The 25,489-nt window shown below is 66.2% G+C and carries 23 protein-coding genes; 7 read left to right on the top strand and 16 right to left on the bottom strand.

The window, feature by feature from the left end; genetic code table 11:
• Positions 1-5 precede the first annotated feature (5 nt).
• The 3 genes from JDO7802_RS07930 to JDO7802_RS07920 all read right to left on the bottom strand — a co-directional run bounded on the left by JDO7802_RS07930 (position 6) and on the right by JDO7802_RS07920 (position 2,955).
• Entirely contained in the window at positions 6-1,061 is a 1,056-nt protein-coding gene (locus JDO7802_RS07930) for an NAD(P)/FAD-dependent oxidoreductase (RefSeq protein WP_055084280.1), read from the bottom strand.
• A 67-nt stretch (positions 1,062-1,128) separates the two neighbouring features.
• Complete coding sequence (locus JDO7802_RS07925) at positions 1,129-2,061, bottom strand: aldo/keto reductase (RefSeq protein ID WP_055084278.1); 933 nt, start codon at positions 2,059-2,061, stop codon at positions 1,129-1,131.
• A gap of 114 nt (positions 2,062-2,175) precedes the next feature.
• Positions 2,176-2,955: a HalD/BesD family halogenase gene (locus JDO7802_RS07920; RefSeq protein WP_055084837.1), complete on the bottom strand. Its 780-nt coding sequence runs from the start codon at positions 2,953-2,955 to the stop codon at positions 2,176-2,178.
• Positions 2,956-3,278: 323 nt separating this feature from the next.
• Here JDO7802_RS07920 and JDO7802_RS07915 point away from each other — a divergent pair, with 323 nt between their 5' ends.
• The 3 genes from JDO7802_RS07915 to JDO7802_RS07905 all read left to right on the top strand — a co-directional run bounded on the left by JDO7802_RS07915 (position 3,279) and on the right by JDO7802_RS07905 (position 5,234).
• Positions 3,279-3,512, top strand: coding sequence for an EF-hand domain-containing protein (locus JDO7802_RS07915; RefSeq protein WP_055084277.1), 234 nt, complete (start codon positions 3,279-3,281; stop codon positions 3,510-3,512).
• 138 nt (positions 3,513-3,650) lie between these two features.
• On the top strand, positions 3,651-3,881 hold the full coding sequence (locus tag JDO7802_RS07910) for a hypothetical protein (RefSeq protein ID WP_055084276.1): 231 nt from the start codon (positions 3,651-3,653) through the stop codon (positions 3,879-3,881).
• A gap of 24 nt (positions 3,882-3,905) precedes the next feature.
• Positions 3,906-5,234 carry an EF-hand domain-containing protein gene (locus JDO7802_RS07905; protein ID WP_055084275.1) on the top strand — a complete coding sequence of 443 codons (1,329 nt, stop codon included), beginning with the start codon at positions 3,906-3,908 and terminating at the stop codon, positions 5,232-5,234.
• 63 nt (positions 5,235-5,297) lie between these two features.
• On the opposite strand, the gene JDO7802_RS07900 is transcribed toward JDO7802_RS07905, so the two are convergent.
• From JDO7802_RS07900 to JDO7802_RS07855, 10 genes are all read right to left on the bottom strand, one after another.
• Positions 5,298-6,404, bottom strand: a complete 1,107-nt coding sequence (locus tag JDO7802_RS07900) for a BMP family ABC transporter substrate-binding protein (RefSeq protein WP_055084274.1) — start codon at positions 6,402-6,404, stop codon at positions 5,298-5,300.
• Between the two features lie 31 nt (positions 6,405-6,435).
• On the bottom strand, positions 6,436-7,365 hold the full coding sequence (locus tag JDO7802_RS07895; RefSeq protein WP_055084273.1) for an ABC transporter permease: 930 nt from the start codon (positions 7,363-7,365) through the stop codon (positions 6,436-6,438).
• Positions 7,366-7,650: a hypothetical protein gene (locus tag JDO7802_RS07890; protein WP_144430554.1), complete on the bottom strand. Its 285-nt coding sequence runs from the start codon at positions 7,648-7,650 to the stop codon at positions 7,366-7,368.
• A gap of 24 nt (positions 7,651-7,674) precedes the next feature.
• Positions 7,675-7,998 (bottom strand): hypothetical protein, encoded by a 324-nt coding sequence (locus tag JDO7802_RS07885; RefSeq protein WP_055084271.1) that lies wholly within the window; start codon positions 7,996-7,998, stop codon positions 7,675-7,677.
• Complete coding sequence (locus JDO7802_RS07880) at positions 7,995-9,077, bottom strand: ABC transporter permease (RefSeq protein WP_055084270.1); 1,083 nt, start codon at positions 9,075-9,077, stop codon at positions 7,995-7,997. The genes JDO7802_RS07885 and JDO7802_RS07880 overlap by 4 nt, the downstream gene beginning before the upstream one ends.
• A 63-nt stretch (positions 9,078-9,140) precedes the next feature.
• Positions 9,141-10,673, bottom strand: a complete 1,533-nt coding sequence (locus tag JDO7802_RS07875; protein ID WP_055084269.1) for an ABC transporter ATP-binding protein — start codon at positions 10,671-10,673, stop codon at positions 9,141-9,143.
• Complete coding sequence (gene xdhC / locus JDO7802_RS07870) at positions 10,670-11,584, bottom strand: xanthine dehydrogenase accessory protein XdhC (RefSeq protein ID WP_083481073.1); 915 nt, start codon at positions 11,582-11,584, stop codon at positions 10,670-10,672. The genes JDO7802_RS07875 and xdhC overlap by 4 nt, the downstream gene beginning before the upstream one ends.
• Complete coding sequence (xdhB, locus tag JDO7802_RS07865; RefSeq protein WP_055084267.1) at positions 11,551-13,869, bottom strand: xanthine dehydrogenase molybdopterin binding subunit; 2,319 nt, start codon at positions 13,867-13,869, stop codon at positions 11,551-11,553. The genes xdhC and xdhB overlap by 34 nt, the downstream gene beginning before the upstream one ends.
• Entirely contained in the window at positions 13,866-15,227 is a 1,362-nt protein-coding gene (xdhA, locus tag JDO7802_RS07860) for a xanthine dehydrogenase small subunit (protein ID WP_055084265.1), read from the bottom strand. The genes xdhB and xdhA overlap by 4 nt, the downstream gene beginning before the upstream one ends.
• A 191-nt stretch (positions 15,228-15,418) precedes the next feature.
• Positions 15,419-16,138, bottom strand: coding sequence for a DUF8692 domain-containing protein (locus JDO7802_RS07855; RefSeq protein WP_055084263.1), 720 nt, complete (start codon positions 16,136-16,138; stop codon positions 15,419-15,421).
• Positions 16,139-16,358: 220 nt separating this feature from the next.
• Between JDO7802_RS07855 and dnaE the strand changes: the two genes are divergently transcribed.
• The 3 genes from dnaE to JDO7802_RS07840 are packed head-to-tail and all read left to right on the top strand — an operon-like array spanning position 16,359 to position 21,920.
• The gene (gene dnaE / locus JDO7802_RS07850) at positions 16,359-19,880 is read left to right on the top strand and encodes a DNA polymerase III subunit alpha (RefSeq protein WP_055084832.1); all 3,522 of its coding nucleotides are present in this window, start codon (positions 16,359-16,361) and stop codon (positions 19,878-19,880) included.
• The gene (locus JDO7802_RS07845; protein WP_055084261.1) at positions 19,877-20,749 is read left to right on the top strand and encodes an HNH endonuclease; all 873 of its coding nucleotides are present in this window, start codon (positions 19,877-19,879) and stop codon (positions 20,747-20,749) included. The genes dnaE and JDO7802_RS07845 overlap by 4 nt, the downstream gene beginning before the upstream one ends.
• Positions 20,742-21,920 carry a hydantoinase/carbamoylase family amidase gene (locus JDO7802_RS07840; protein WP_055084259.1) on the top strand — a complete coding sequence of 393 codons (1,179 nt, stop codon included), beginning with the start codon at positions 20,742-20,744 and terminating at the stop codon, positions 21,918-21,920. The genes JDO7802_RS07845 and JDO7802_RS07840 overlap by 8 nt, the downstream gene beginning before the upstream one ends.
• 53 nt (positions 21,921-21,973) lie before the next feature.
• Here the strand turns inward: JDO7802_RS07840 and JDO7802_RS07835 are convergent, their stop codons facing one another.
• Positions 21,974-22,435 (bottom strand): Lrp/AsnC family transcriptional regulator, encoded by a 462-nt coding sequence (locus tag JDO7802_RS07835; protein ID WP_055084257.1) that lies wholly within the window; start codon positions 22,433-22,435, stop codon positions 21,974-21,976.
• Positions 22,436-22,540: 105 nt separating this feature from the next.
• Between JDO7802_RS07835 and JDO7802_RS07830 the strand changes: the two genes are divergently transcribed.
• Entirely contained in the window at positions 22,541-22,759 is a 219-nt protein-coding gene (locus tag JDO7802_RS07830; protein WP_055084255.1) for a DUF6356 family protein, read from the top strand.
• Positions 22,760-22,761: 2 nt separating this feature from the next.
• Here JDO7802_RS07830 and JDO7802_RS07825 read toward each other — a convergent pair whose 3' ends face one another.
• Positions 22,762-23,469 carry a response regulator transcription factor gene (locus JDO7802_RS07825; protein ID WP_055084253.1) on the bottom strand — a complete coding sequence of 236 codons (708 nt, stop codon included), beginning with the start codon at positions 23,467-23,469 and terminating at the stop codon, positions 22,762-22,764.
• 13 nt (positions 23,470-23,482) lie between these two features.
• Positions 23,483-25,387 (bottom strand): hybrid sensor histidine kinase/response regulator, encoded by a 1,905-nt coding sequence (locus JDO7802_RS07820; protein ID WP_055084251.1) that lies wholly within the window; start codon positions 25,385-25,387, stop codon positions 23,483-23,485.
• Positions 25,388-25,489: the final 102 nt, after the last annotated feature.

Below are 25,489 nucleotides of genomic sequence, written 5' to 3'. Positions count from 1 at the left end.
CCGGATCATCGGAACCGCCCCGGATCGAGGGCGGAGACAGTCGCGCTTTCGAATTCCGACCCGCGGCCCGCGACATGGTCCGCCAGTAGGCGTGCGGCCGCCGGCGACGTCTGAAATCCGTATCCACCCTGCCCCGCGCACCACCAGAACCCATCCACGTCCGACGGCCCGATGGCGAGGCAACGATCCGGCGTGAAGGTCCGCAACCCCGCCCAGGTGGCCATCGGTCGGGTGACGGCTTCGGTGACGGCGGCCTGATACCGGTCCAGCCCTTCGGCCAGGGTCATGTCGTCGGGATAGGCGTCGACCGGCTCCGATGCGACCTCCTCGGCTGGGGAGACGATCAGGGCACCCGCATCCGGTTTGGCATACCAGGATTCTCCGACGCCGAAGATCATCGGCCAACCCGACACGTCATGTCCGCCAGGGGCGCGCAACCGTGCCATCGACCGGCGCAGCGGCGTCAGCCCCAAAGGTTGGACGCCCGCCGAAACGGCGACCGCATCCGCCCATGCGCCGGCGGCATTCACGATCTGGCGCGCGGTAATATTTGCGTCGCCCGCCGTCACGCACCATCCGCCGGCGATCCGTTCGATGCGGTCAATCCGGCGGCCTGGGGTGGCATTGGCCACGGCACGTATGCCACGCTGGATCATCGCATCGGTGTCTAGATCATAAGCGTCCGCGTGAAACGCGGCCTGCGCAACGGCAGACGACAGGATCGGCACCTTGGCCCGCCCATCTTCGATCGAAATCCGTTCCAGCCCCATCGTGGCGACGTCGCTTTCGAACGCCGCGTTTTGGCCGTCGAACCCCAGGAGCATAAGGCCGCGCGGCGACATCCAGCCCCCCGCCTCGTGATCGGCACGCGAGGCACGGTTCAGCGCGACAACCGCCGGCAGGCCATAGCTTTCCTCGAACAATGCGGCCGACCGGCCCGACGCGTGGTGCCCGAACCCGGCCTCCGCCTCCCACAGGACGACGCGGCCCAACGGCGCAAGGGCCGCCCCGGCCGATGCTCCGGCGATCCCACCGCCAATTATCAGAAAATCACACTCCACGGCGGCACCCTGTCACAATGGTCGTCGCGCGGACAAGCGACCATGAAAATTACCAGTCAAACTAAAATCAGACTTCCTCTAGACGGTCCGTGGCGGGCGCGGGCGTCGGCGAAAGTGCGGTCAGACGCGCTATGATCTCCGCATCCAGCGTCAGGTCCAGTGCCGCCAGCGACGGCTCCAACTGCGCGGCGGTGCGCGCGCTGACGATCGGGGCGGTCACAGCTGGATGCGCCATCACCCAGGCCACGGCAAGGGTCGCGGGCGACTGCCCGACCTCCTGTGCCAACGCGGTCAGGTCGCGCGCCGTGCGATGCATCCATTCGGGGCCGTACCGGACGGCATAGCGATCGTCTTCGGTCAGGCGACCCGTTCCGCCATCGGCATATTTTCCCGACAAAAGTCCGCCCCCCAACGGAGAATAAGGCGCGACCGCGATCCCGAGATCCTGCGCCATGGGCAGGATTTCCACTTCGGCCTGTCGCTTGACCAGCGAATACATCGGCTGGATCATATCGATGCGCGTGTCGAAGGTCGCGGCAACGCCCTGCGCCTTCACCACCTGCCAGGCCGCGAAGTTGCTGACCGCGATGTACCGGACCTTGCCCGCTCGCTGCACTTCGGCCAGCGTCTCGAAGCTTTCCTCCAGCGGCGTGTCCGCGTCCCATCGGTGCAGGTACAGCACGTCGATCACGTCCATCTTCATGCGTGACCGGCTCGTCTCCAGACTGTCCAGGATGTTGCGGCGCCCGGCCCCGCCGGAATACGCGGCCTTGGTCGCGATGATCAGGCTGTCCCGCTCGCCTTGCGCGAAGTCCCCCAGAAGCGTTTCGGACGCGCCTTCGGTATAGACGTTGGCCGTGTCGAAGAAGGTGATCCCCCGCGCCCGGCAGGCGTCGAACATCGCCCGGCTTTCGGTCGCGTCGGCACGGCCGCCGAATTGCATCGTGCCGAAACACAATGGCGAAAGGGCGGTGCCGTCGTGGCTGGTTATCCGTGTCATGCCAAACACCTAGCGCGAAGAAAGCGATCGGGGAACCCATTTCCCCGGCCCAGCGCCAGACCGGCGGTGCCGCAAATGGCCCCGTCGCTCGCGGCGCGCGCAGCTGCCGCAATGTCAGCTAAGTCGCCCGTAGAACGTCATCCGCGCGCTTTCCGACAAGGCGACACCGGATTGCGAATTATAGGCCAGCACCGCCAGCATCCGAACCGTATCGCTTTCGTTGGGCGACACGCGGTGGAGGGAATTGCGCCCCCGAAACAGGACCAGTGTTCCCGGCTCCATCTCCAGCACCTCCGGCGTGATCGTACCGTCCAGAAGGGCGGCGACACCATCCGCGTTCATCTCTCCGGCGTCGGCATCGCGCAGATCGCGCACGTATTCGAACCGGCTGCCCGCGTCGGGTTTTTCGATCAGCAGCGTGATCGCAAAGGACGAATTATCGAAATGCCAGCCCAGCTCCTGCCCGCGCCCTGCGTAGTGGATGTTGATCGACGACAAGGGGTCCGCGTAGGGATGCAGCCCGTCCTCTCCGGTCACGGTCCGCACGAAGTCCCGGAACTGCGGATCGTCGTAGAGAAGCCGGAGTGGAGACGCCTGCCCGACGTCATCGTCGCAGATGCAGCCCTTGGACGACACGACCTGACGGTTGACCGGGTGATCCGAGGGCAGGTCAGGGTCGGGCGGCGTCAGATAGACGGAATGGTTCTGGGTGCAAAAATATGCCTTCTTCTGCCCGGCCTGCGCCTCCGTGCGCATTCGGACCAGGGCATCCGGTCGGACGAACCCCGACAGCGCCAGGACGCCCTGCGTCTCCAGCGTGGCGCGGCATCGATCGGCATAGCCGCGGCCGACGATCGGATGGGCGGACAGGTCGACGATTGTCTCAAGATGCATCGGTTCGGGCTCCGGATTGCCGAAAACGGCGATTTCGCCCCGACTTTGCCCCGCACACGCCGCGGCGGGAAGGGGCGATACCACATCGCGATCCGGCGGAAAGAGGCCGGAACGGGTTCACCCCGGGCGGGCGTTTCCGCCGACGGACCCCCAAGTGGCTTGGCCGCGCGGGATCACGCACAGCGCAAGTGGTCGAACCGGCGGCGGTGCGCGTGAAACCGGTCTGTGACACGGGACGGGAGGCGCCGGGGCCGCGGATGCGATCAACAGAAGGCGGACGTCCCAAGCGTCCGAACCATGTGACTGAAACAGGAGAAGATACGATGAAAGCCATTCTGACAACGACCGCCATGACCCTTGCCCTTGCCGCGCCCGCCATGGCGCAAAGCGCGATGGACACGGACGGAGACGGCAATGTCACCCTGGAGGAGCTGCAGGTCGCGTTCCCGGACGCCACCACCGACACCTTCGCGGCCATCGACACCGATGCCGACGGCGTCCTCAGCGATGTCGAACTGCAAGCCGCGGTCGATGCCGGCCTCCTCCCGGCCGGCTGACACGACCCTTCCCAAGTAGATCCTCCCTTGAAGCGAGGACCCCCGGCGGCGCAGGTTGCCGGGGGTCACATGTGTGCAAGTCGTTCACAAAATTGCCGAAATCTTCCGCCATCAGGACCGCCTGCACAGGAGATCCCGATGATATCACGACGCCACCCTGTCCTTGCCCTGCTGACTCTGGCGACGACCTTGCCCGGCCTGGCGGATGCACAGACCGCCACGGCCGATCCGGGCGTATCCGCCGCGACCGCCCATGTTCAAGCGCTGCCCGATGCGATCCGTGGATCGATCGCAAATCAGCCGGACCGCGTCTTGCGCGGGCTGCTTCGGAATATCTACGAGCACAGCACCGATGGCGTCGTCACGTAGACCGAAGTCGACATCCGACGGGACATGGCCCGCGCTCAGCAGCGTGCGCAGGCCATCGCGCAGATCCTTCGCTTCGATACGAACGGCGACCTCACCATCTCGCCCGACGAAGCGACGCGGCAGGCCCCCTTCCTGAGGGCCGGGGACAGGGCGGAACTGACGCTTGTAATGGCAGGGCGTGATCCGGACGGCATGTCGGTGAGCGATATCGCGCGACTGGTCGAACCCCGGATGCCCCCACGGCAAAACGGCGAACAGGCGTCGGTGGGCGATCCGATGCTTTATGACGTGGATGGGGACGGTCGGACGACCGTCGCCGAGGTTCAGGCTGTGATCGCCGCCGTCGAAGCCCTGCCCCCGGTCGACGCGCAACGCAGCAGCAATCCACGCACTCGGATCGAACGGCGGCTGGCCGACGCGATGGGTGACGAGCCCTGCACTCTGCCGCCCGCCTCCGACGAGGCGACGGTCCTGCTGCTAAGCGCTTATAACGCGACCGCCCTGTCGACCGTCACGGTCGCCGGTCAGGACAAGACGACCTATACGGCCGAAGTGATCGTCGAGCCGGGCGAGACGCCGCTCTATGTCGTGGCAAGCGCCTATGAAGGCATGATCTGGCGGTTTACCGGTGCCACGGACCGTATCGAGACATTCGTCGGCATGGCCCGGGCCGACGGCCTGGGCACGACCGGTCTGCCGTCCGATCGCGTCACCTTCGTGCCCGAACGGGGCTGCCTGCCCGGAGAGCGGTGGGACAGCGGCAGCGGGGCCGCGCTGCGTGCGAAGGCCGCCTTGGCCAAACGATTGGATCACCCGGTCGCGGCGGTCGTCGGCTCCTACTCCATCGACCGTATCTCGCTTCCGTCCGGCACCGAACCTGCGCGCGACCGCCGGTCCGCCAACGGCATCACGGTCCAGTTTGGCAACGGAGACCAGATCGAATTGCAAGGCGGACGGGATCGCAAGCTGACCTTCGTGCCCGACGCAACTGACGACGGCGGCTATGCCCGTCTTTTGCGCCAGTTGAACCGCTTCTACCCCGGCGGGGTTATTCAGATCGACCCGAAGGACGTGACGGCTTCGGGCCAGGTCGCGCCCTATGACATCCTGCCCCAGCAGGCTGGATTGCTGCAACTGCTGGAACGCGACCTGATCGAACCGATGTCGAACGGAACCTATCGCATCACCGCGCCGATCCCGCGATTTCCGGCCGGCCTGTACGGCGGCCATTCGGTCCGCTTCCTGCTTGCCGACGGCGTCCCCCTGCCCGAAGGCGAGCCGGGGCATTCGGAGGTGATCGACGGGGCCACCGGGGACTGCGTGTCGGGCGCCAGATGCCGTATTCGACGCTGAGCCACAAAACAAAACGCCCGGCAGAGTGATCCGCCGGGCGTTGGGCCGTTAATCCACAAAGGATCAGTTCGGGATATCGCCCGCGATGCCTTCGACGTAGAAATCCATGCCGGCCAGCGTGCCGTCGTCGGCCACCTCGCCATCCTCCAGCCAGACCGAACCGTCCTGCTTGTTGATCGGGCCGGTGAACGGGTGGTAGCTGCCGTCGGTGATCGCCGCGATCATCTCCTCGGCGGCGGCCTTCGCCTCGGCCGGGACCGCATCCGTGATCTCGCCGATGACGACCTCGCCCTCGGGCATGCCGCCCCAGCTGGCCTGCTGCTCCCACGTGCCGTCGATGACCGCGCCCACACGTTCGATATAATAGGGCGACCAATCGTCGATGATCGACGCGATGCGCGGACCCGGCGTGCCGTCTTCGTTGGTGGCAAAGGCGATCATGTCGGACGCCTGACCGAAGGTGAACACACGGCCCCCGTTGGCGTTTGCCTCCTGTGCGGCGGCTTGCGGCGCGGTGGAGTCGGTGTGCTGCAGGATGACGTCGACGCCCTGGTCGATCATGGCGCGGGCCGCGTCAGCCTCCTTCGCGGGGTCGAACCAGGTATAGGCCCAGGTGACGACCATCTCCACGTCCGGATTGACCTTCTGCGCGTGAAGGAAGCTGGAGTTGATGCCCTGGATCACTTCCGGGATCGGGAAGGATCCGATGTAGCCGATCTTGTTGGTCTCGGTCATGTACCCGGCCAGCGTGCCGGTCACCGCGCGACCCTCGTAGAACCGCGCGTCGTACGTCGCGACGTTCGGATGCTCCCGCTTGAAGCCGGTCGCGTGTTCGAATTTCACATCCGGGAACTTCTCGGCCACCGCATTCGTCGCATCCATATAGCCGAAGGACGTGGTGAAGATGATGTCCGCCCCGCCCAGCGCCATCTGCGTGATCGCGCGCTCGGCGTCTGCGCCCTCGGGCACCGACTCCTGGAACACCGTCTCGACCCGGTCTCCGAACTCCTCCTCCACCGCCAGACGGCCCTGATCGTGCTGGAACGTCCACCCGCCGTCGCCGATCGGCCCGACGTAGATGAAGCCGACCTTGACGGGGTCGTCCTGCGCCAGCGCGGGTGCGGCGAGGCCGAGCGCCATCGCGCCGGCCAGAAGTGTCTTGAGTGTCATCTTGTCTCTCCCGTTGGAACCCGCGCCGATCTTACGTCGACGCGTGGAATGGTTTGCCGAGGTCGGCAGGGGCGACCCCCGCCCGTCCGGCGCGCAGCGAAATAAGCACGAGGACGAGGATGGTGACAAGATACGGGGCCGCCGACAGCAATTCGACCGGCACCGACGCCCCGGCCGTCTGCAGGTTAAGCTGTAACACGGTGATTCCGCCGAAAAGATAGGCACCCGCCAACACGCGCCCCGCCCGCCAAGATGCGAAGACCACGATGGCCAGCGCGATCCACCCGGCCCCGGCGGTCATCCCTTCGGTCCATTGAGGCACGCGCACCAGGCTCAGATACGCGCCGCCCAGACCCGCGCAGGCGCCGCCGAACGCGATCGCCATCAACCGCACATGACGCACGCCGTAACCCAGCGCATGCGCCGCGTTGTGGCTTTCACCCACCGCCCGCAGCACCAGACCCGCGCGGGTGTATTTCAGGAACGCCCAGACCACCGCGACCAACGCCAGCGACAGATAGACGATGGGGTCGTGGCCAAAGACGACCCGGCCCACGAACGGCAAATCCGACAGCCAGCCCAAGTCGATCCGCCCCAACGAATTGGCCTTGATGCCCACGTATCCCTGTCCCAGCAGCGCCGACAGCCCCAGTCCGAAAAGCGTCAGGGCCAGCCCCGTCGCCACCTGATTGGACAGCAAAACCTGCGTCAGAAAACCGAACAGCAGCGCCATGACCGCGCCCCCGGCGGCCGCCATCAGAAACCCCAGCCATGGCGACCCGCTTTCCACCGACGCGATGAACCCGCAGACCGCCCCCATGATCATCATCCCCTCGACCCCGAGGTTCAGGACGCCTGATTTTTCGACCACCATCTCGCCGAGGGCCGCCAACAGGATTGGCGTCGCTGCGACCATGAGAGAGGCGATGAGCAGGGTGGGGGAGATCGAGGAGAGGTCCATTCAGATCGTCCCGTGCAACGTGACCAAGCAGTGTGAGCAGATGAGGGCAAATCCGACCAACGCCCCGAGCCCCATCTTGAGCCCCATCGCGCGCGTCGGTTTATGACGGCCCACCCAGCGTCGCACCGATGGAACCACCAGTGCCAGCGTCAGGGCTGCAAGGCCCAACACGACATGGCTCAGAAGGAAAGCCGCCCCGGCCCCGCCCATCTGCCCATGCATCATCAACGGGATCATCCCGCCCATCATCAGCCCCATTACGGGGGCGAGTTTCGCATGTGTCACGTCCGGCTCCTCCGACGTTCGCGTTCAAACACTGCCGCTGCCCACGTTTGCCAGAAACACGATCCAAGCCGCGCAGGTCAGACCCGCCAGGACCGTCAGCATCCACATCCGAACCTTCCGCACCCCGCGCCAACGGAAGAGCCCGGCAATCAGCAAGACGGTTGTCAGCCCGCCGGCGATGACGGGCGCGGCAGCGCTCGGTTGTCCCACGCCGGTCGACGTCAACTCCAACAGGGCCGACTTTCCGACAACCGCCAGGACCGTCACCACCACGAACAGCAGCGTCAGCCCCGCCCCTACCGCGATCCACAGCAGGCCAAGCCCATCTGGTCTATCCATCTTGGTCATGCCGTCGCCCCCTGCCAGATCCGCACCCGAAAATTCGTTAGCACATCCACCGCCAGCAGGAAAAACAGCAGCATCCCCTGGAATGCCGAAATGGCCGCCCCCGGCAGGCCCAGATTGGCCGACGCCGCTTCCCCGCCCACGTACGTCAACGCCATCAGCAGCCCCGCCGCCACGATGCCCAGCGGGTTCAGCCGGCCCAGAAATGCCACGATGATCGCAGTGAATCCATAACCGGAGGCAAAGTCGATGCTTACCTGCCCCGCCGGTCCCGTCACCTCGAACAGGCCCGCAAGCCCGGCCAGCATCCCCGAGAAGCCAAGACAGAACACCACCAGCCGCGCCGTGTTCACGCCGCCGAACCGCGCCGCGCGCGGGGCCGCGCCCGCCAGTCGGATCTGAAAGCCCATCAGGTGTCGCGTCAGCAGGACATAGGCAAAGATCACCGCGATGATCGCCGCCACCCCGCCCCAGTGCAGGCCGGTCCCCGCGATCAACTCGAGGTTCGACGACGCGTCCCACCGCGACAGGTTGCGGGAGCCTGGAAAACCCACCGCATCCGGATTGCGAAGCCAGCCGACCGCCGCCGACGCCAGCAGATTCTCGGCCACATAGACCAGCATCAATGACACCAGAATCTCGTTGGTCCCGAATTTTACCTTCAGCAGTGCCGGGATCATCCCCCAGGCGATCCCGCCAAGCGCGCCGCAGATCACCATGAACGGGAAGATCAGCCAACTGTCGGACGGATAGAACGCCAGCCCGGCGGCGGCCCCGCAGATTGCGCCAACGATATACTGGCCTTCCGCCCCGATGTTCCAGACGCCCGCGCGGAATCCCATGGCAAGGCCCACCGCGATCAGGATCAGCGGCCCGGCCTTCACCAAAAGCTGGCCGCGAAAATACCAGGCGAACTCCCCGAACACAGGATCCCAGAAGATCGTACGCAGCGCTTCCACCGGGTCTTTGCCCAAAGCCGCGAACATCAATACACCCGCCACCATCGTCAACGCGACCGCCAGCAGCGGGGAGGCCGCACCCCAGGCCCGCGATGGGGTCGGTCGCCGCTCCAGCCGGATCACGCTTGCACGCCTTCGGGCCGCGTCGATGTCACGCCGGGAAAGGACCTCGATGCGCTCTCAACGTCACACATGCGCAGGCTCCGCCCGCTGCGCAGGTCTGGTGTCATGCGCCCCGCCCAGCATCAGGCCGATTTGCTCCATCGTCAGGGTGTTTGTCGGCACCGCGTCCCCCAGTCGCCCGCCATTCAGGGCCGCAAAGCGATCCGATATCTCAAGCAGTTCATCCAGATCCTGTGATATCACGACGATCGCTGCCCCCTGTCCGGCCAGATCCAGCAACGCCTGCCGGATGGCGGCGGCGGCCAGTGCATCGACCCCCCAGGTCGGCTGATTGACGATCAGGACGCGCGGGTCTTGCAGAACTTCGCGTCCGATCACGAACTTCTGCAGGTTTCCCCCCGACAGCGACCGCGCCGCGACATGGTTGCCGGGGGTGCGGACGTCGAATTTGGCGATGATCTCGTCGGCGAAGCCGCGCGCACGCCCCCAATGAAGGAACCCGCCCGACAGCATGTTTCGCCGCGCCGCCCCTGTCAGCGCGGCGTTTTCCACCAGCGTCATGTCCGGCACCGCGGCATGGCCCAAACGCTCCTCCGGGCCGGTCAGAAGCCCCGCTTTGCGCCGCGCGGTCGGGGCCAACCGCGACAGGTCCATACCGTCCATCGTTACGGTGTTCCTTGCCGATGTCCGCTCCCCGGACAGGGCGGCCAGCAGTTCGTCCTGCCCGTTGCCCGCGACGCCGCCGATGCCCAGCACCTCGCCCGCGCGCACGGTCATCGCGATGTCCCGCAGGGGGGTGCCGAACTGCGATGCGGGCGGCATGGACAAGGCCGCGACCTGCAGGACGACATCCCCGACCGCCCCGCCCGTGGCCTTGGGTGCGGTCAGCTTGGTTCCGACCATCCGTTCGGCCAGATCGGCGGCCGAGGTGGTGCGCGGGTCGACCTCGCCCACCACCTTGCCGCCGCGCAGGATCGTGGCCGCGTCGCATAAACTGCGAATTTCTTCCAGTTTATGAGAGATATAGAGGATCGATGTCCCCTCCCGCGACAGCTTGCGCAACGTCGCGAACAGGATTTCCACCTCCTGCGGGGTCAGGACGGACGTCGGCTCGTCCATGATCAGAAGGCTGGGGTCCTGCAGCAGGCACCGGATGATCTCGACCCTCTGACGCTCCCCCGCGGACAGGTCACCGACCCGGCGGTCGGGGTCCAACGGCAGTCCGTATTCCTGCGACACGGCGCGGATGCGGGTGGCCAAGTCGCGCAATTTGGGCGGATTTTCCATGCCCAACGCGACGTTTTCGGCCACCGAAAGGGCCTCGAACAGGCTGAAATGCTGGAACACCATCGCGACGCCCGCCGCCCGCGCCGCGCGCGGCTCCTCGGGGGCAAAGGGCGCGCCCTTGAGGGTCATCATCCCGTGATCCGGCTTCACCAACCCATAGACCGTCTTGACCAAAGTCGACTTTCCAGCCCCGTTTTCCCCCAGCAGGGCATGGACCGCACCGGCGCGGATGCGGAACGACACGTCATCGTTGGCGACCACACCGGGATACGCCTTGGTCAGGCCGCTCAACTCCAGAAGAATGGTCACGTGGTCGTCTCCCCTGCCGCCCCGTGGGACAACTCCGGGGAAAGTAGACTGGCCGCGACACCCACCGCAATGGCCTGTGGATGTTTGCCGAAGGCCGGGTTGCCGATCGGGCAGGCGATGCGGTCGATCGCCTGTTTTTCATGCCCCAAAGCCCCCAACCGCGATCGAAACCGCGCCCATTTCGTCGCCGACCCGATAAGCCCGCAGGATCGGAACCCATGCGACAGCGCCGCATGGCAAAGCGCCAGATCAATATCGTGGCTATAGGTCAGGATGATGTGGTCGGCGTCGGCCGGGGCATGGTGCATCGCACGGGGCATGTCCGTGGCCAGCAATTGCGTGACGGGGTCGGGGACGTTCGGGAAGCGGTCGGCGGCATCGTCGATCCAAGTGACCGACAGGTCGGGCATGGGGGCAAGCGTCGTGACAAGGGCCGCGCCCACGTGCCCCGCGCCCCACACCCAGATCGCACGGCCCGGCGCGCGCGCCTCCTCCCGCAGCCATCCGTCGCGGAACGCGAAGCCGGTCATGTCGGGACAATCCTCCGCCCCTTCGATCCGCCGCACCCAAGGTGCCCTTGGCACCTTGTCCAAACCTTCGATTGCCAGCGTCACCGCCCCGCCGCAACATTGGCCCAGCGCCGGCCCAAGGGGAATGCGCAGCACCTGCGATCGGCCCGTCGCCAGCGTCTGGCGCGCGGCCGTGATGGCCTGCCACTCCAGCGCCCCACCACCGATCGTGCCGTCGGATCCGTCTGCCCAGACCACCATCGACGTGCCCGCCCCCCGCGGCACCGATCCGCGCGCGTCCACCACCAGGATGCGCGCGATCGAACCATGCGCCGCGATCAAAGCGGTCAGCCCGTCGACGTCCAGCGTCACGACGTTGCCCGCACCGTCTGCAGGATGCATTCCGCCGTCGCGGGCGCGTGCAGATCGGGGTAGGATTTTCCGCAAGAGGCGACGGCGTCCGACAACGCCATCAGCACCGAGATGCCGTGCATGAACGGCGGCTCGCCCACCGCCTTGGAGCGGTAGATCGTATCCTCACGGTTCTCCCCCTCCCACAGCGTCACGTTGAACACCGGCGGCACGTCCGACGCGCAAGGGATCTTGTAGGTCGCGGGCGCATGGGTGCGCAGACGGCCCGCCTCGTCCCAGACCAGCTCTTCGGTCGTCAGCCAGCCAGCACCCTGCACGAAGCCCCCCTCCACCTGTCCGATGTCGAGCGCCGGGTTCAGCGACGCTCCCGCGTCGTGCAGGATGTCGGTGCGCAGGATGCGGTTTTCACCGGTCAGCGTGTCGATCACCACCTCCGAACAGGCCGCGCCGTAGGCGAAATAATAGAACGGTCGGCCCTGCCCGGCCTCCCGGTCCCAACTGATGTCGGGCGTGGCGTAGAAGCCCGTAGACGACAGCGACACGCGACCCGCATAAGCCATCGCCGCGGCCTTTTCGAAAGGATAGCTCTCGCCTCCGACGGTCACGGCATCGCCCGCGAAGACCACGGTGGCCGGATCGGCCTGATGCGCCTCGGCCAGAAATACGGCGATCCGGTCGCGGATCGTGTCGCAGGCGGCCTTGACCGCCATACCGTTCAGATCGGCCCCCGAACTGGCGGCCGTGGCGGAAGTATTGGGCACCTTGGCCGTATCCGTCGCCGTCACCTTCACCCGCGCCATGTCGCAGCCGAACCGGTCGGCGGCCACCTGCGCCACCTTGGAATGCAACCCCTGCCCCATCTCGGTGCCGCCGTGGTTCAGGTGGATCGACCCGTCGGCATAGACGTGGACCAAGGCCCCCGCCTGGTTGAGATGCGTCAGCGTGAACGAGATTCCGAACTTCACCGGCGTCAGCGCGATGCCGCGCTTGAGCACATCGTTTGCCGCATTCCACTCGGCCACCCGCGCCCGGCGCCCGGCGTAGTCGCAGCTCTCCGCCAGTCGCGCCGTGATGTCCCCGAGGCAGAAGTCCGTCACCTCCTGGCCGTAATGCGTCCGCCCCGTCTTCTTCGTTTCGGAAATATCCCCGCCGGAGGCTCCCACATTCCCACCGGCGTCCGCGTAGAAGTTCGCCCGCCGCACCTCCAACGGGTCGCGCCCCACGGCGTGCGCCACGTGGTCCATCACCCGCTCGATCCCCAGCATGCCCTGCGGCCCACCGAAACCGCGAAACGCCGTCGCCGACTGCGTGTTCGTGCGCAGCCGCCAGCTCTCGATGGACATGGCCGGGATGTCGTAGGCGTTGTCGGCGTGTAGCATGGCGCGGTCGGCCACCGGCAGCGACAGGTCCTGCGCCCAGCCGCAGCGGGTCCAGTGCCTGAACTTCACCGCCAGAACGCGGCCCGCCTCATCGTGGCCAACCTCGTAGGCAATACGGAAATCATGTCGCTTGCCGGTCACGACGAAATCGTCGTCCCGGTCATAGCGCATCCGACAGGCGCGCCCCGTCAGACGGGCCGCGATGGCACTGGCGATGGCCAGCGCGTTGCCTTGGCTTTCCTTGCCGCCGAACCCCCCGCCCATGCGCCGCACCTCGGAGCGCACCGCATGCATCGGCACACCCAGCGCGTCGGCGACCTTGTGCTGAATTTCGGTGGGATGCTGGGTGGAGGTGAGGACGTGCATCTCTCCGGCTTCCGACGGCACGGCCAGGGCGGCCTGCCCTTCGAGATAGAAATGTTCCTGCCCGCCGATCTCGATCTGCCCGGTCAGGCGATGGGGCGACTTCGCCAAAGCCGCCTCGACATCGCCGTCCGTCCAGACGCGGGGGCCGCCGTCGAACCACGATTCCGCCTTCAGCGCCTGCTCGACTGTCAAGATCGCGTCACCTTGCGTGAGGGTCGCCTCGTGCAACCGGGCCGCGCGCCGGGCGTTCAGGTGGCTGTCCGCGATCACCAGATACAAGGGCTGGCCCGCATAGTGGATTTCCCGGGTGCACAGCAACGGCTCGTCGTGCAGCGAAGGGGAGCAGTCGGGCATCGGGTCGAGGTCTTGCGCCGTCAGCACCGTCACCACGCCGGGGGCCGCCCGCACCGCATCGACGTTCAAGGCGTCGAGCGTGCCGCGCGCCACATCCGACAGGCCGAACGCCAGATGCAGGCAGCCCTTCGGGGCAGGGATATCGTCGGTGTAGCGGGCCGCGCCGGTCACATGCAGGCGCGCGCTTTCGTGGGGCAGGGGTTTGGCGACGGTCATGCCCGCACCTCCAGGATCGCCGGGGCCGGGTCGGCCAGGCGCCGCAGCATTCCCTGCGCGGCCTGCAACCGGTACGCGGCGGAAGCGCGCATGTCGCTGAGCGGCGAGAAATCCGTGCCCAGGGCCTTCGATGCTTCGGCCAGCGTCGCGGCGTCGAACACCTTCCCGATCAGCGCGTCTTCGGTCGCGCGGGCGCGTTTGGGCGTCCCTGCCATACCCCCAAACGCGATGCGGGCCGAGGCGATCACGCCCGCCTCCACGACGATGTCGAAGGCTCCGCAGACGGCGGAAATGTCCTGATCGAACCGCTTGGACAGCTTGTGACAAACCAGCGTGTCGACCTGCCGCGGGATCGTCACACGCTCCACGAATTCACCCGGTTGCCGATCCTGCTTGCCGTAGTCGAGGAAATAATCCTCCAACGGCATCGACCGCCGGATATCGCCGCGCCGCAGATGCAGCGTCGCGCCCAGCGCGATCAGGGCGGGCGGGCTGTCCCCGATGGGGGAGCCGTTGGCGATGTTACCCCCGATGGTGGCGGCGTTGCGGACCTGCACGCTGCCGTAGCGGCGCAAAAGCTCGGCAAAGCTGGCATGATGGGGGGCCATGGCGTGACGCAGCGTCTCCATATCGCACATCGCACCGATGGAGATTTCATCTTCCCCGACGTCGACGCCCTTCAGGTCTTCGCAGCCGGCCAAGAAGGCCAGCGTGCCCAGCGGGCGAAACTGCTTCGTCACCCACAGACCGACGTCCGTCGCCCCGGCCACCAGCGTGGCATCGGGGTTTTCGACGTACCAGGCCGCCAAGTCGTCGGCGGAGCGCGGATGATGATGGTCGGATCCCAGGATATCGGACCCGGCGACGGGGCCCTCGGTCATCGCGTCGGGCACCGGGGCATCCGCGGCCACCTCGGCCGCGCGCAGGATCGGGGCGTAGCCGGTGCAGCGGCACAGGTTCCCGGCGATCTGGTCCAGATGATCGGTATCGCCGCGCGCGTGGGCCGCCGCCATCGTGGTCACGAACCCCGGCGTGCAAAAGCCGCATTGCGACCCGTGTTCATCGACCATCGCGCGCTGCACCGGATGCAGCGCGCCGTCCGGCCCGGCCAACCCCTCGACCGTGCGGACCGATTTGCCCGCGATCTGCGGCAGGAACAGGATGCAGGCATTCAGCGCCTTCGGCGTGCCGTCGTCGCCCGTAACGATGACCGAACACGCGCCGCAGTCGCCTTCGTTGCAGCCCTCCTTGGTGCCGGTCAGGCCGCGATCTTCGCGCAGCCAGTCCAGAAGGGTCGTCGTCGGATCGTCGGTCACGGCTGTGGCGTCTTCGCCGTTCAGGCGGAAGGGAATGTCCATGTCGTCTTTCGCCGCGATACCGGATGGGGAGGTCCGCCCCCCCGATGCGGCGTAGAGAGGGCGGTGCGATGAAACCCGGCCACACGCCAATTTGCAAGTCTGCCCTGCCGATCCGGACGCTTGGTCGCGCGACGGTTCCGCAGGGTCGCCGTCCTGGCGACCCACGCGCCCCATGCGATCGGCGGCGCGCTTTATCTCACGTCGGTGGGCCGGGTCTTCGCTCGGGACGCTGGGCGACCGGCAAGTTCCCGTCCCGTACGCTCCGGAAGCATGGCCTGCCGCGCAAAATACGACAGCAGAAGTGAAAGAGAGACCATCTCGCCGCCCTCCTCCAGCACGGTCAGGAGCAATGATGCGACCGGCAAGAGCTTGTCGACGATACCGTGGACCAGATCGACGCCGATCCCGAAGAACGCAAGCAATCCGACCAGCCGGATCGTGTCGGTCAGGACAAGCCGCGCGGATTCGGGGTTTTGCGCGGGGCCAAGGCGAAGGGACAGCGCGACCAGCGCAGCACATACCAGACCGATCACCCCGAAAACCGCGACAGATGTCAGCATGTGGTCGCCGGGCAACCCCAGCCTGCGCAGACCCGTCACATCCAGAATCAGTACGGGCAACCGTTCATGCAATTGGCGGGAGTCGTCGTACAGCAGGACAAGCGCGGCCAGCGCGAGGCCGAAGAACAGCGGGTTTCGCCACCGCACGGCCACGCCTGTGCACAGCGCCGCGATGATAGCCCACTTCAGGAAATTGAAACGCTCCGGCCAGCCGCTGTCCCGCCCCAGCCAGAAAGCCTCCGGCAAACCCGCATCGTGACCGATGGCGAAGGCCGCGATGAAGCCGGCATCGACGATGCAGAACAAAAAGAACACCCGAAGCGCAACGGGGGGAAGATAGACCTTGGTCAAGACGACAATCCGCGATTGGGAAACTGAACCCTTCCGTGAAGGGTACCCTGACAAGAAACCGATCGCAGGTGCAACGCCATGGTTTACGGGAAGAAAAGGCTATGATCGGGCGACGGATCGCCGAAAGCCGGTCAACCCAAGGGACGATTCCGCCACGTTGCCCGTTCCTTGGGCGTTGACGGGGCTGGCCCGCGCCGGGCCGGGTTCGTATGATCCGGCCATGCCCAATCCACGATTCATCCACCTGCGCCTGCACACCGAATATTCCCTGCTGGAAGGGGCTGTTCGGCTGAAAGGCCTGCCCGATCTGGTGGCGCGCCACGACATGCCGGCCGTGGCCGTCACGGACACCAACAACATGTTCGCCGCGCTGGAGGCGGCAACGGGGCTCGCGGGCCGGGGCATTCAGCCGATCATGGGCTGCCAGATCGATCTGATGCATGATCCGGCGGGTCCGGGGGAAAAGCCCCGCAAACCCGCGCCGATCGTCCTGCTGGCCCAGGACGAGGCGGGATACGGCAACCTCATGCGCCTGAATTCCTGCCTGTATCTCGAACGTCCGGACCTTCTGCCGCAGGTCACGGTCGAGGAGCTGGCCGAATTCTCCGACGGGCTGATCTGTCTGACCGGCGGGCCGGACGGGGCCATCGGCCGATTGGTGTCCGACGGACAGGAAGCCAAGGCCGAAGGATTGCTGGGCCGATTGCACGGGATATACGGCGACCGGCTCTATATCGAGTTGCAACGCCAGCGCACGCCGGAACCGACGGAACGGTTCCACGTCGAGCAGGCCTATGCCCGCAACATCCCGCTGGTCGCCACCAACGACGTCTATTTCCCGGACCCCAAGATGCACGAGGCACATGACGCCTTCCTGTGCATCGGCGAAGGCGCTTATGTCGATCAGCAGGCCCCGCGCCGGCAGGTCACGCCGCGCCATCACTTCGCATCGCAGTCGGAGATGGCCACGCTTTTTGCCGACTTGCCCGAAGCGCTTGAGTCCACGATCGAAATCGCGCGCCGCTGCGCGTTCAAATCCTATGGTCGCGATCCGATCCTGCCCAAATTCGCCGACAACGAGATCGAGGAGTTGCGCCGCCAGTCCGTCGAAGGGCTCAAGGCCCGCCTCGCCGTGATCCCGCACGCCGCGCCCGTCGAGGAGTACGAGAAACGCCTCGACTATGAGTTGGGCATCATCGAAGGCATGGGCTTCCCCGGCTATTTTCTGATCGTTGCCGACTTCATCAAATGGGCCAAGGATCAGGATATTCCCGTCGGTCCGGGTCGCGGGTCGGGCGCGGGGTCGTTGGTGGCCTATGCGCTGACCATCACCGACCTGGATCCGCTGCGCTACGCCCTGCTGTTCGAGCGGTTCCTGAACCCCGAGCGGGTGTCGATGCCCGACTTCGATATCGACTTCTGCATGGATCGCAGGGAAGAGGTGATCCAATACGTTCAGGAGAAGTACGGCCGCGACAAGGTCGGTCAGATCATCACCTTTGGTGCGCTGCTGTCCAAGGCCGCCGTGCGCGACGTGGGGCGCGTGTTGGGCATGTCGTATTTTCAGTGCGATCAGCTGTCCAAGATGATCCCGGTGGAGGGCGTCAAACCCGTCTCGATCACCAAGGCCCTGACCGATGAACCCCGTCTGAGAGAGGCCGCGCGCGAAAGCGAACAGGACCGGCGCGAGGGACGCTCGAATCCCGTCAAGCGTCTGCTGGACTACGCCGAGAAGCTGGAGGGGCTGCTGCGCAACGCCTCGACCCACGCCGCCGGCGTCGTGATCGGGGACCGACCGCTGGACCGATTGGTGCCGCTGTATAAAGACCCGCGCTCGGACATGGCGGCGACGCAGTTCAACATGAAATGGGTGGAAAAGGCCGGTCTGGTGAAGTTCGACTTCCTTGGCCTGAAAACTCTGACGCAGGTGCAGAACGCGGTGGAACTGATCCGGGGCCAGGGCCGCGACATCCACATGACCGCCGACGGGCGCAAACTCTATGATCCCACGCCGGGCACCGAAAACGATATCAACCTGATCCCGCTGGATGATGCCGCCAGCTATGAGCTTTATTCGGCCGCGCGCACCATCGCCGTCTTCCAAGTGGAATCGACAGGCATGATGGATGCGCTGCGGCGCATGAAGCCCGACTGCATCGAGGACATCGTGGCGCTGGTCGCGCTCTACCGTCCCGGCCCGATGGAGAACATTCCGAAGTTCTGCGAGGTCAAGAACGGCCTGTCCAAGCGCGACACCCTGCACCCCTCCATCGACCACATTCTGGACGAGACGCAGGGCATCATCGTCTACCAGGAACAGGTGATGCAGATCGCGCAGGAAATGGCTGGCTATTCGCTGGGCGGGGCCGACCTGCTGCGCCGCGCGATGGGCAAGAAGATCCAGGCGGAAATGGACGCGCAAAAGCCGATCTTCCTGGAAGGATCGGCCAAGAACGGCGTCGACAAGGCCAAGGCAAACGAGGTCTGGGCCCTGCTCGACAAATTCGCCAACTATGGCTTCAACAAATCCCACGCCGCCGCCTATGCCGTCGTCAGCTACCAGACGGCCTGGCTCAAGGCGAACCATCCGGTCGAATTCATGGCCGGCATCATGAACTCCGACATCCATCTGACCGACAAGCTCGCCATCTATGCCGAGGAAGTGCGCAAGAGCACCGATCGCGGCGGCTTGGGCCTGACGATCGTACCACCCTGCGTCAACCGCTCGGGCGCGCGTTTTGGTGTGGCGGACGGCAAGCTGGTCTATGGGCTCGGCGCGCTCAAGAACGTCGGTGTCGAAGCAATGCGGCTGGTCGTCGATGGGCGCGGCGATGCGCCGTTTTCCACCCTTTACGACTTTGCCCGCCGCGTGGATCTAAAGCGCGTGGGCAAGCGCCCGCTGGAAATGCTGGCCCGTGCCGGGGCGTTCGACGAAATCGACGACAACCGGGCGCGGGTCCTCGAGGCGTTGGACGGTCTGGTCAGCTATTCCGCCGCGATCCACGACCAACGCGCGTCCAATCAGGTCAGCCTCTTCGGCGAAGCTGGCGACGACCTGCCCGAACCCCGCCTGCCCTTCCGCGACGACTGGCTGCCGGCCGAGCGTCTGGGGGAGGAGTTCAAGGCCATCGGCTTCTACCTGTCGGGGCATCCGCTCGACGACTACATGCCCGCGCTCAAGCGGCAGGACGTCATGACCCTTGCCGACGTGCAGTCCCGACTGTCGAGCGGCGGCGCGATGGTCGCCAAGATGGCCGGCATCGTATCCTCCCGCCAGGAGCGCAAGTCCGCGCGCGGCAACCGTTTCGCCTTCCTGCAAGCCAGCGACCCGACCGGAGCTTACGAAGCGATGGTCTTCTCCGATACGCTCGACACCAGTCGCGAACATCTGGAGGCGGGATGCCGCGTGATCCTGCAGGTGGAAGCCACGCAGGAGGCGGATCAGCTCAAGCTTCTGGCCCGCGCCGTCACGCCGATGGACGAGGCGGTGGACCGTGGCCCCCAGATCGGCCTGCGCATCTTCGTCGAGGAGGCGGAGGCCGTCGGACCCCTGCAGGGCCTGCTGGACCGGCTGTCGCGCGAAGGCGGCGCGGCCGGCCGCGGCCCGATGCACCTGTGCCTGTTGGGAGACGATCTGCCTGGCGAGGTGGAACTGCGCCTGCCCGATCTCTATCCGGTGAACCCCAAGGTGAAGGGCGCGCTGCGCTCGCTACCGGGCGTGGCGATGGTGGAGGAGGTTTGAGCCATGCGGTTCTGATCCAGAACCCGCAGTCGATCTATGACGACGCGCACGGGCAATGGTACAACTTCCCCAAACAATATCTCGGCATGATGCAGGAAGTCGTCGGCGACTGGGTCGTATTTTACGAAGGCCGTCGCGGTGCCTTTGGCTATACCCACGTGCAAAAGGTGATCGATATACGCCCAGATCCGCATGTCAAAGACCGCTTCTATGCCGATCTAGACCTGCGCGAAATGCTGGATTTCGAGGCGCGCGTGCCACGCAAGCGTCCGGACGGACGTCTTTACGAGTCGAACTTGCCGACCGGCAGCGGTGGCAACAACACGGCAGCTGTGCGCCGCCTCTCGGACGCCGACTTCGCCGCCATCGTGAACGAAGGTCTGCGGGAGGTGGCGGACATCGACGCCCATCCGCGGACGGGACCGTTGCGACAGATGGCCGAAGACCAAGCGGCCTTCGCCACCGACCGACGCCACATCCTCACGTCCCGCCCCGCCCGCGACGCCGCCTTCGCCCGCATGGTCCGGCGGGCGTACAAGGGTCGCTGCGCCATCTCGGGCTTGCGACTGCGCAACGGCGGCGGCCGGGCCGAGGTGCAGGCCTGTCATATCCGATCGGTTCGCGATGGCGGCCCGGACGTGGTTCGCAACGGCATCGCGCTTTCAGGCACGCTCCACTGGATGTTCGACCGTGGCCTGATCCGTGTGGCCGATGATCATTCGCTGCTGATTTCCCACAACAAGGTGGATCTTCCGACAATAGAGCGATTGGTGAACCCACAGATGCGCCTGATGCTGGACGACGTGGACCCGCGTCACTGCCCCCACCCCGATTACCTGAGATGGCATCGGGAAAAGGACTATGCCTGACGCTGACCCGGCCCGTTTCCTGTCGGACCTGAACGCCCTGCGCACGATCGGAGGCGTCAGCGGTGACCACAGGGGCGTTATTCGCCGCGCCTTCGATGCCGACGATGTGCGCGCGCGCCTTTGGCTGGCAGATCGGTTCGCGGACGCGGGATTGAACCCGGTCATCGACCCCGCCGGCAACGTCTGGGGGCTGCGCGGCCCTCTGCTGCTGGGCAGTCACACCGACACCCAACCCGAAGGCGGCTGGCTTGACGGTGCGCTCGGCGTGATTGCCGCGCTCGAAGTGGCGCGGACGAATTCGGATGTCTCCGTGGTCAGCTTCCAGGACGAGGAAGGGCGCTTTGGTGCGACCACCGGCTCCGAAATCTGGTCCGGGGCGCTGACGCTGTCGGCGGCAGACAAATTGACCGATCTCGGCGGCCTGACCTTTGGGGACGCCCGTCGCGCCCTGCCCGCCACCGGCGATTTCCTGGACCCGGCGCGTTTCACCGCCTATCTGGAGCATCACATCGAACAGGGCCCCGTTCTGGATACGGCCGGTCAGGTCGCAGGCGTCGTCAGCGCCATCGTTGGCCTGCGTCAGACCGATGTCACGCTGACCGGGCAGCAAAACCACGCCGGCACCACGCCGATGCACCTGCGCATCGATGCCTTGCGCGGCCTGTCCGATGCCGACCATGCCATTCGAACCGCGTTGCGTAATGTCGCCACACCCCAATCGGTCTGGACGATCGGGCACGTGTCGGTGCATCCCAATGCGCCGTCCGCGATTCCCGGTCGTGTGCGGTTCACGGTGCAGTGGCGCGATGCGGAAACAGCCCGCCTCGACCGGATGGAAATCGCGGTCCGCGATGCGTTGGATCGGGTCGCGCGCGATACCGGCCTGACGCTGACCATATCTGACACGGCCTGCCTGCCCCCGGTGGACATGAACGACGGGATCCGCTCAGCCCTGCGCACCGCCGCCCGGACCCATGCACCCGGTAAATGGCGCGACATGCCCTCCGGCGCGCTCCACGATGCCACGAATGTCAGCCGGCTGATGCCGGTCGGGATGCTCTTTGCGCCATCCATCGGCGGGGTCAGCCACGATTTTGCCGAGGACACGGCCGAAGCGGACCTCGTGACCGGCCTGCGCATCCTGGCCGACGCCGCCCGCGCGCTGACCTGACCAGCCTTCTTCTGGGCTAAGATCCTGCGGGGGTTCGACCTGCGCCCGTTCGGTCAGATCGGCAGCGCGGTGGTGTCCTTTATATCCTCCATCACGAAACTGGCCGAGATGTCGGCCATCTGCACCCGGCCGATCAGGGTTTTGTAGAACCGGTCGTAATCCGCCACGTCGCGCACCCGCACACGCAGCACATAATCCAGATCGCCGGTCATGCGGTGTGCGCCCTGGATTTCGGGCATCGCGGCGACGACGGCCTGAAACTTCGCCAGCCAGCCCGCATCGTGGTTTCCCACCCGGATCATCACGAAGACCGACAGCCCCAGGCCCAGCAGTTCCGCGTCCAGATGGGCGACCCGCTCCCGGATCATACCCTCCGCCTCCAACCGCCGGATCCGCCGCCAGCAGGCATTGCGCGACAGACCGACCGTTTCGGCCAGCGTATCGAGGCTGGGCGTGGTGTCTTTCTGCAGCTGCCGCAGGATACGGCGATCCGTTTCGTCGATAAGATCAGTCATGTTTGGGATGATGTCCCGGAATTCGTACTGCGATCAACCTCTTTGGGAGGATTTTGCCGCGATGCTGGGGCAAAGTGGCGGAAGTTCATCCATCGAAGGCTTCCAATGACCCAGATCGCCCAGTTCATCCGCGGATTTCACGACCACCCGGCCTCCGTTCAGGAAAGCTATTTCGGTCACATGCGCTTCGCCCTGGGCTTTGCCGGAACGCTCTTCGCGGCCGGGGCCGCCGCCCTGATCCACGCGCTGATCCCCCCGCTGTTCGAGACGACGGCCAGTCGGATGATCAAGGATTTGCACGCCAAGATCCTGGCGCGACACTGACGTCAGGACCAGGCGACGTCGCCCAGGAAGATATACCCCGCACCATAGATCGTCTTGATCAACGCCGGGTTCTTCGGATCCTCCCCCAGTTTCGCGCGCAGGCGGGAAATGCGGACGTCCATCGCCCGGTCGAAACTGTCGTGCGCGGCCCCGCCCAGCGCTTCCTGCATCTCCGCGCGCGTCAACAGGCGGCGGGGCCGGTCGAGGAACAGGCGCAGAATCTCCGCCTCGGCCTGACTGAAAGCGACCTCGCCCCCCTTCACCCGATCCGGGGGACCGGACAGGGTGAACCGGTCGAAATCGGCCACGAAGGGCCCGAAGGTCGCGGTGCTGCGCGATGGGGCCGCCGGGGCCTTGCGCAGACGGGCCCGCACACGCGCGACGATCTCCGCCGGCTCGAACGGTTTGACGACGTAATCGTCCGCCCCCAGTTCAAGCCCGGTGATCCGGTCCTGCACCTGCCCACGCCCGGAAATGATGATGATCGCCGCCCCGCCCTCCAGCGCCAGACGCGACACGACTGCCAGGCCGTCGCGGTCCGGCAACCCCAGATCGACCAGGCAGACGTCCGGTGTCGACTTGCGCAGCGCCGCCTCGAACGCGTCGGCGCGGGCATAGGTGGCGACCTGCATCCCCGCCGCCTCCAGCGCACTGGCCAGCAGGTCGCGGATCGCCGGATCGTCGTCCAGAAGGGCGATGCGCGGCGTCATCGGGGCACCCTCCTCATGCCAAGGCCGCCGCGAGTTTTTCCAGGCTGAAGGGCTTGCGGATGACCGGCCAATCCACGACCGCATCGCGGTAGAGCGGCGCGTCCATCGGCAGCGACGTCATCAGCGCAACCTGCAACCCCCGCGCGGCGGCGCGATGCGCAAGGTCCAGCCCGGTTTCGGAGGATTTCAGCATGATGTCCGACAGGACCATGCCGATGCCGTCGATGTCCATCAAATCGGTGGCTTCCGCGACGGAGCCTGCCTCCAAAACCGAATGACCCGCCGTCACCAGCCGGTCGCGCACCGCCTCGCGGATGTGGGGTGCATCCTCGACCAACAGGATCAGCGTCGGGGCCGGGCCAGGCGGCGGCTGGCGCAGGGGCAGGCGCAAGGTGACCTGCGCCCCGCCCCCATCGGCATTGGTCAGGCGGGTGCGTCCCCCGGCCAGTTTCACCACGTCGTAGACCATCGACAGACCCAGCCCGGTCCCGTCCTCTCCTTTTTCGGTGAAGAACGGCTCCAATCCCTTGTCCAGCGCCTGCGCGCTGAACCCCGGCCCGCTGTCGGTCACCGTCAGGTCCACCCAGGTATCGCGGACGTTTCGCGCGGTCAGGGCGATATCTCCGACCTGCGCACCGATCGCGTCGCGCGCATTCAAAATCAGGTTCAGTGCCGCATCGCGCAGCGCCTCGGGGTCCAGAAAGACCGGGCCATCCAGACCCTCTACCGACCACGTCAGCGCAATGCCGGCGGGCAGCGACGCTTCGGCCAGCAAGACGATTTCGGCCAGGAAGGCGCGCAAGTCGGTGGCGCGCGGCGACAGGTCGCGCGGCCCGGACAGGCCCGCGATCCGGTCGATCAGCGCCCCGCCCCGCGTCGCCGCGACGCCGATCGCCGCCACGGCCTTGGCCGCGTCGGACGGCAGGTCCAACCCAGATAACCGGTCCTTCTGCCCCAGGATGATCGTCAGCAGGTTCGCAAAATCGTGGGCCATGCCGCTGGTCAACTGCGCCGCGACCTGCCGTCCGGCGGATTGGCTGACGGCGGCACGGGCCTGCGCCTCTTCGGTGATGTCGACCGACAGCGCATAGACGCCGGTGACATCCTCCCCGTCGATATCGGGGGTGAAACTGATGCGGATGCGCCGCGACGACGGGGCGTGCGTCACCTCGAACACCGACGCCTCGCCGGACAGCGCGCGTGTCAGATGCGGCTCGACCGTGGCATAGGTCGAGGGGCACAGCGCCTCGTCCATCCGCAACCCGATGATGTCGGACCGCGACCCCGGCATCACCGCCGCCAACCGCCGGTTGGAAAACGTGTAGCGCCGATCCCGGTCCAGGCGCGCGATATGCGCAGGCAGCATTTCGGTCGTCAGCTGGATGCGCGTCGCCATCTCCGTCGCCTCGGCCTGTGCCTCCTGCAGGGCGGCGTTCGTGGCGGCCAGCTGGCGATTGGCACGGCCCAGCGCCTCGTGCCGCTCCAGCAATTGCTCCGACAGCACTTCGGAGCGCGCGCGCAGCAGCCGTTCCTGCGCGCGCGCAGCCGTGATGTCGGTATAGACGGTGACCCACCCGCCCTGCGGCAGCGGGGAGCCTTCGACCGAGATGATCTGCCCCGAGGGGCGCGTGCGTTCCAGGTAATGCGGCTCGAACGCGCTGGCCTGCGCGATGCGGTCGGCCAACATGGCCTCGATGTCGTCGACGGGTCCGTATTCGCCCCGTTCCAGCAAGAACCGGATGGTGTCGGCAAAGGGCGCGCCAGGCTGCGACAGTGCGTCGGGCAGGTCGAACATCGCCTGGAACCGCCGGTTGCAGACCGCCAGCCGAAGGTCCGCGTCATAGATCGAAAGCGCCTGACCGATCAGGTTGAGACCGGCCTGCGTCAGGCGCGCGGTTGGGGTACGGGCGGTGGTCATTGCGCGACGCTACCACGGGATGCGGCACCGGCAAGTTGTTACAATTCGTAAGGATTGGGAAACACAGGTGAAGGAATCTGTGCGCTATGGTCAGCCAGGGCC

It is taken from the genome of Jannaschia donghaensis (assembly GCF_001403795.1).
Taxonomy (GTDB): Bacteria; Pseudomonadota; Alphaproteobacteria; order Rhodobacterales; family Rhodobacteraceae; genus Jannaschia; species Jannaschia donghaensis.
This window is presented reverse-complemented; position numbering and strand designations above follow the sequence as displayed.

What these genes read in the sequence shown, in the direction of transcription:
- JDO7802_RS07925 (WP_055084278.1), bottom strand. Translation starts at nt 2,061, where the DNA reads ATGACACGGATAACCAGCCACGACGGCACCGCCCTTTCGCCATTGTGT.
- JDO7802_RS07920 (WP_055084837.1), bottom strand. Translation starts at nt 2,955, where the DNA reads ATGCATCTTGAGACAATCGTCGACCTGTCCGCCCATCCGATCGTCGGC.
- JDO7802_RS07915 (WP_055084277.1), top strand. Translation starts at nt 3,279, where the DNA reads ATGAAAGCCATTCTGACAACGACCGCCATGACCCTTGCCCTTGCCGCG.
- JDO7802_RS07910 (WP_055084276.1), top strand. Translation starts at nt 3,651, where the DNA reads ATGATATCACGACGCCACCCTGTCCTTGCCCTGCTGACTCTGGCGACG.
- JDO7802_RS07905 (WP_055084275.1), top strand. Translation starts at nt 3,906, where the DNA reads ATGGCCCGCGCTCAGCAGCGTGCGCAGGCCATCGCGCAGATCCTTCGC.
- JDO7802_RS07900 (WP_055084274.1), bottom strand. Translation starts at nt 6,404, where the DNA reads ATGACACTCAAGACACTTCTGGCCGGCGCGATGGCGCTCGGCCTCGCC.
- JDO7802_RS07895 (WP_055084273.1), bottom strand. Translation starts at nt 7,365, where the DNA reads ATGGACCTCTCCTCGATCTCCCCCACCCTGCTCATCGCCTCTCTCATG.
- JDO7802_RS07885 (WP_055084271.1), bottom strand. Translation starts at nt 7,998, where the DNA reads ATGACCAAGATGGATAGACCAGATGGGCTTGGCCTGCTGTGGATCGCG.
- xdhC (WP_083481073.1), bottom strand. Translation starts at nt 11,584, where the DNA reads ATGCATCCTGCAGACGGTGCGGGCAACGTCGTGACGCTGGACGTCGAC.
- xdhB (WP_055084267.1), bottom strand. Translation starts at nt 13,869, where the DNA reads ATGACCGTCGCCAAACCCCTGCCCCACGAAAGCGCGCGCCTGCATGTG.
- xdhA (WP_055084265.1), bottom strand. Translation starts at nt 15,227, where the DNA reads ATGGACATTCCCTTCCGCCTGAACGGCGAAGACGCCACAGCCGTGACC.
- dnaE (WP_055084832.1), top strand. Translation starts at nt 16,359, where the DNA reads ATGCCCAATCCACGATTCATCCACCTGCGCCTGCACACCGAATATTCC.
- JDO7802_RS07840 (WP_055084259.1), top strand. Translation starts at nt 20,742, where the DNA reads ATGCCTGACGCTGACCCGGCCCGTTTCCTGTCGGACCTGAACGCCCTG.
- JDO7802_RS07835 (WP_055084257.1), bottom strand. Translation starts at nt 22,435, where the DNA reads ATGACTGATCTTATCGACGAAACGGATCGCCGTATCCTGCGGCAGCTG.
- JDO7802_RS07830 (WP_055084255.1), top strand. Translation starts at nt 22,541, where the DNA reads ATGACCCAGATCGCCCAGTTCATCCGCGGATTTCACGACCACCCGGCC.
- JDO7802_RS07825 (WP_055084253.1), bottom strand. Translation starts at nt 23,469, where the DNA reads ATGACGCCGCGCATCGCCCTTCTGGACGACGATCCGGCGATCCGCGAC.
- JDO7802_RS07820 (WP_055084251.1), bottom strand. Translation starts at nt 25,387, where the DNA reads ATGACCACCGCCCGTACCCCAACCGCGCGCCTGACGCAGGCCGGTCTC.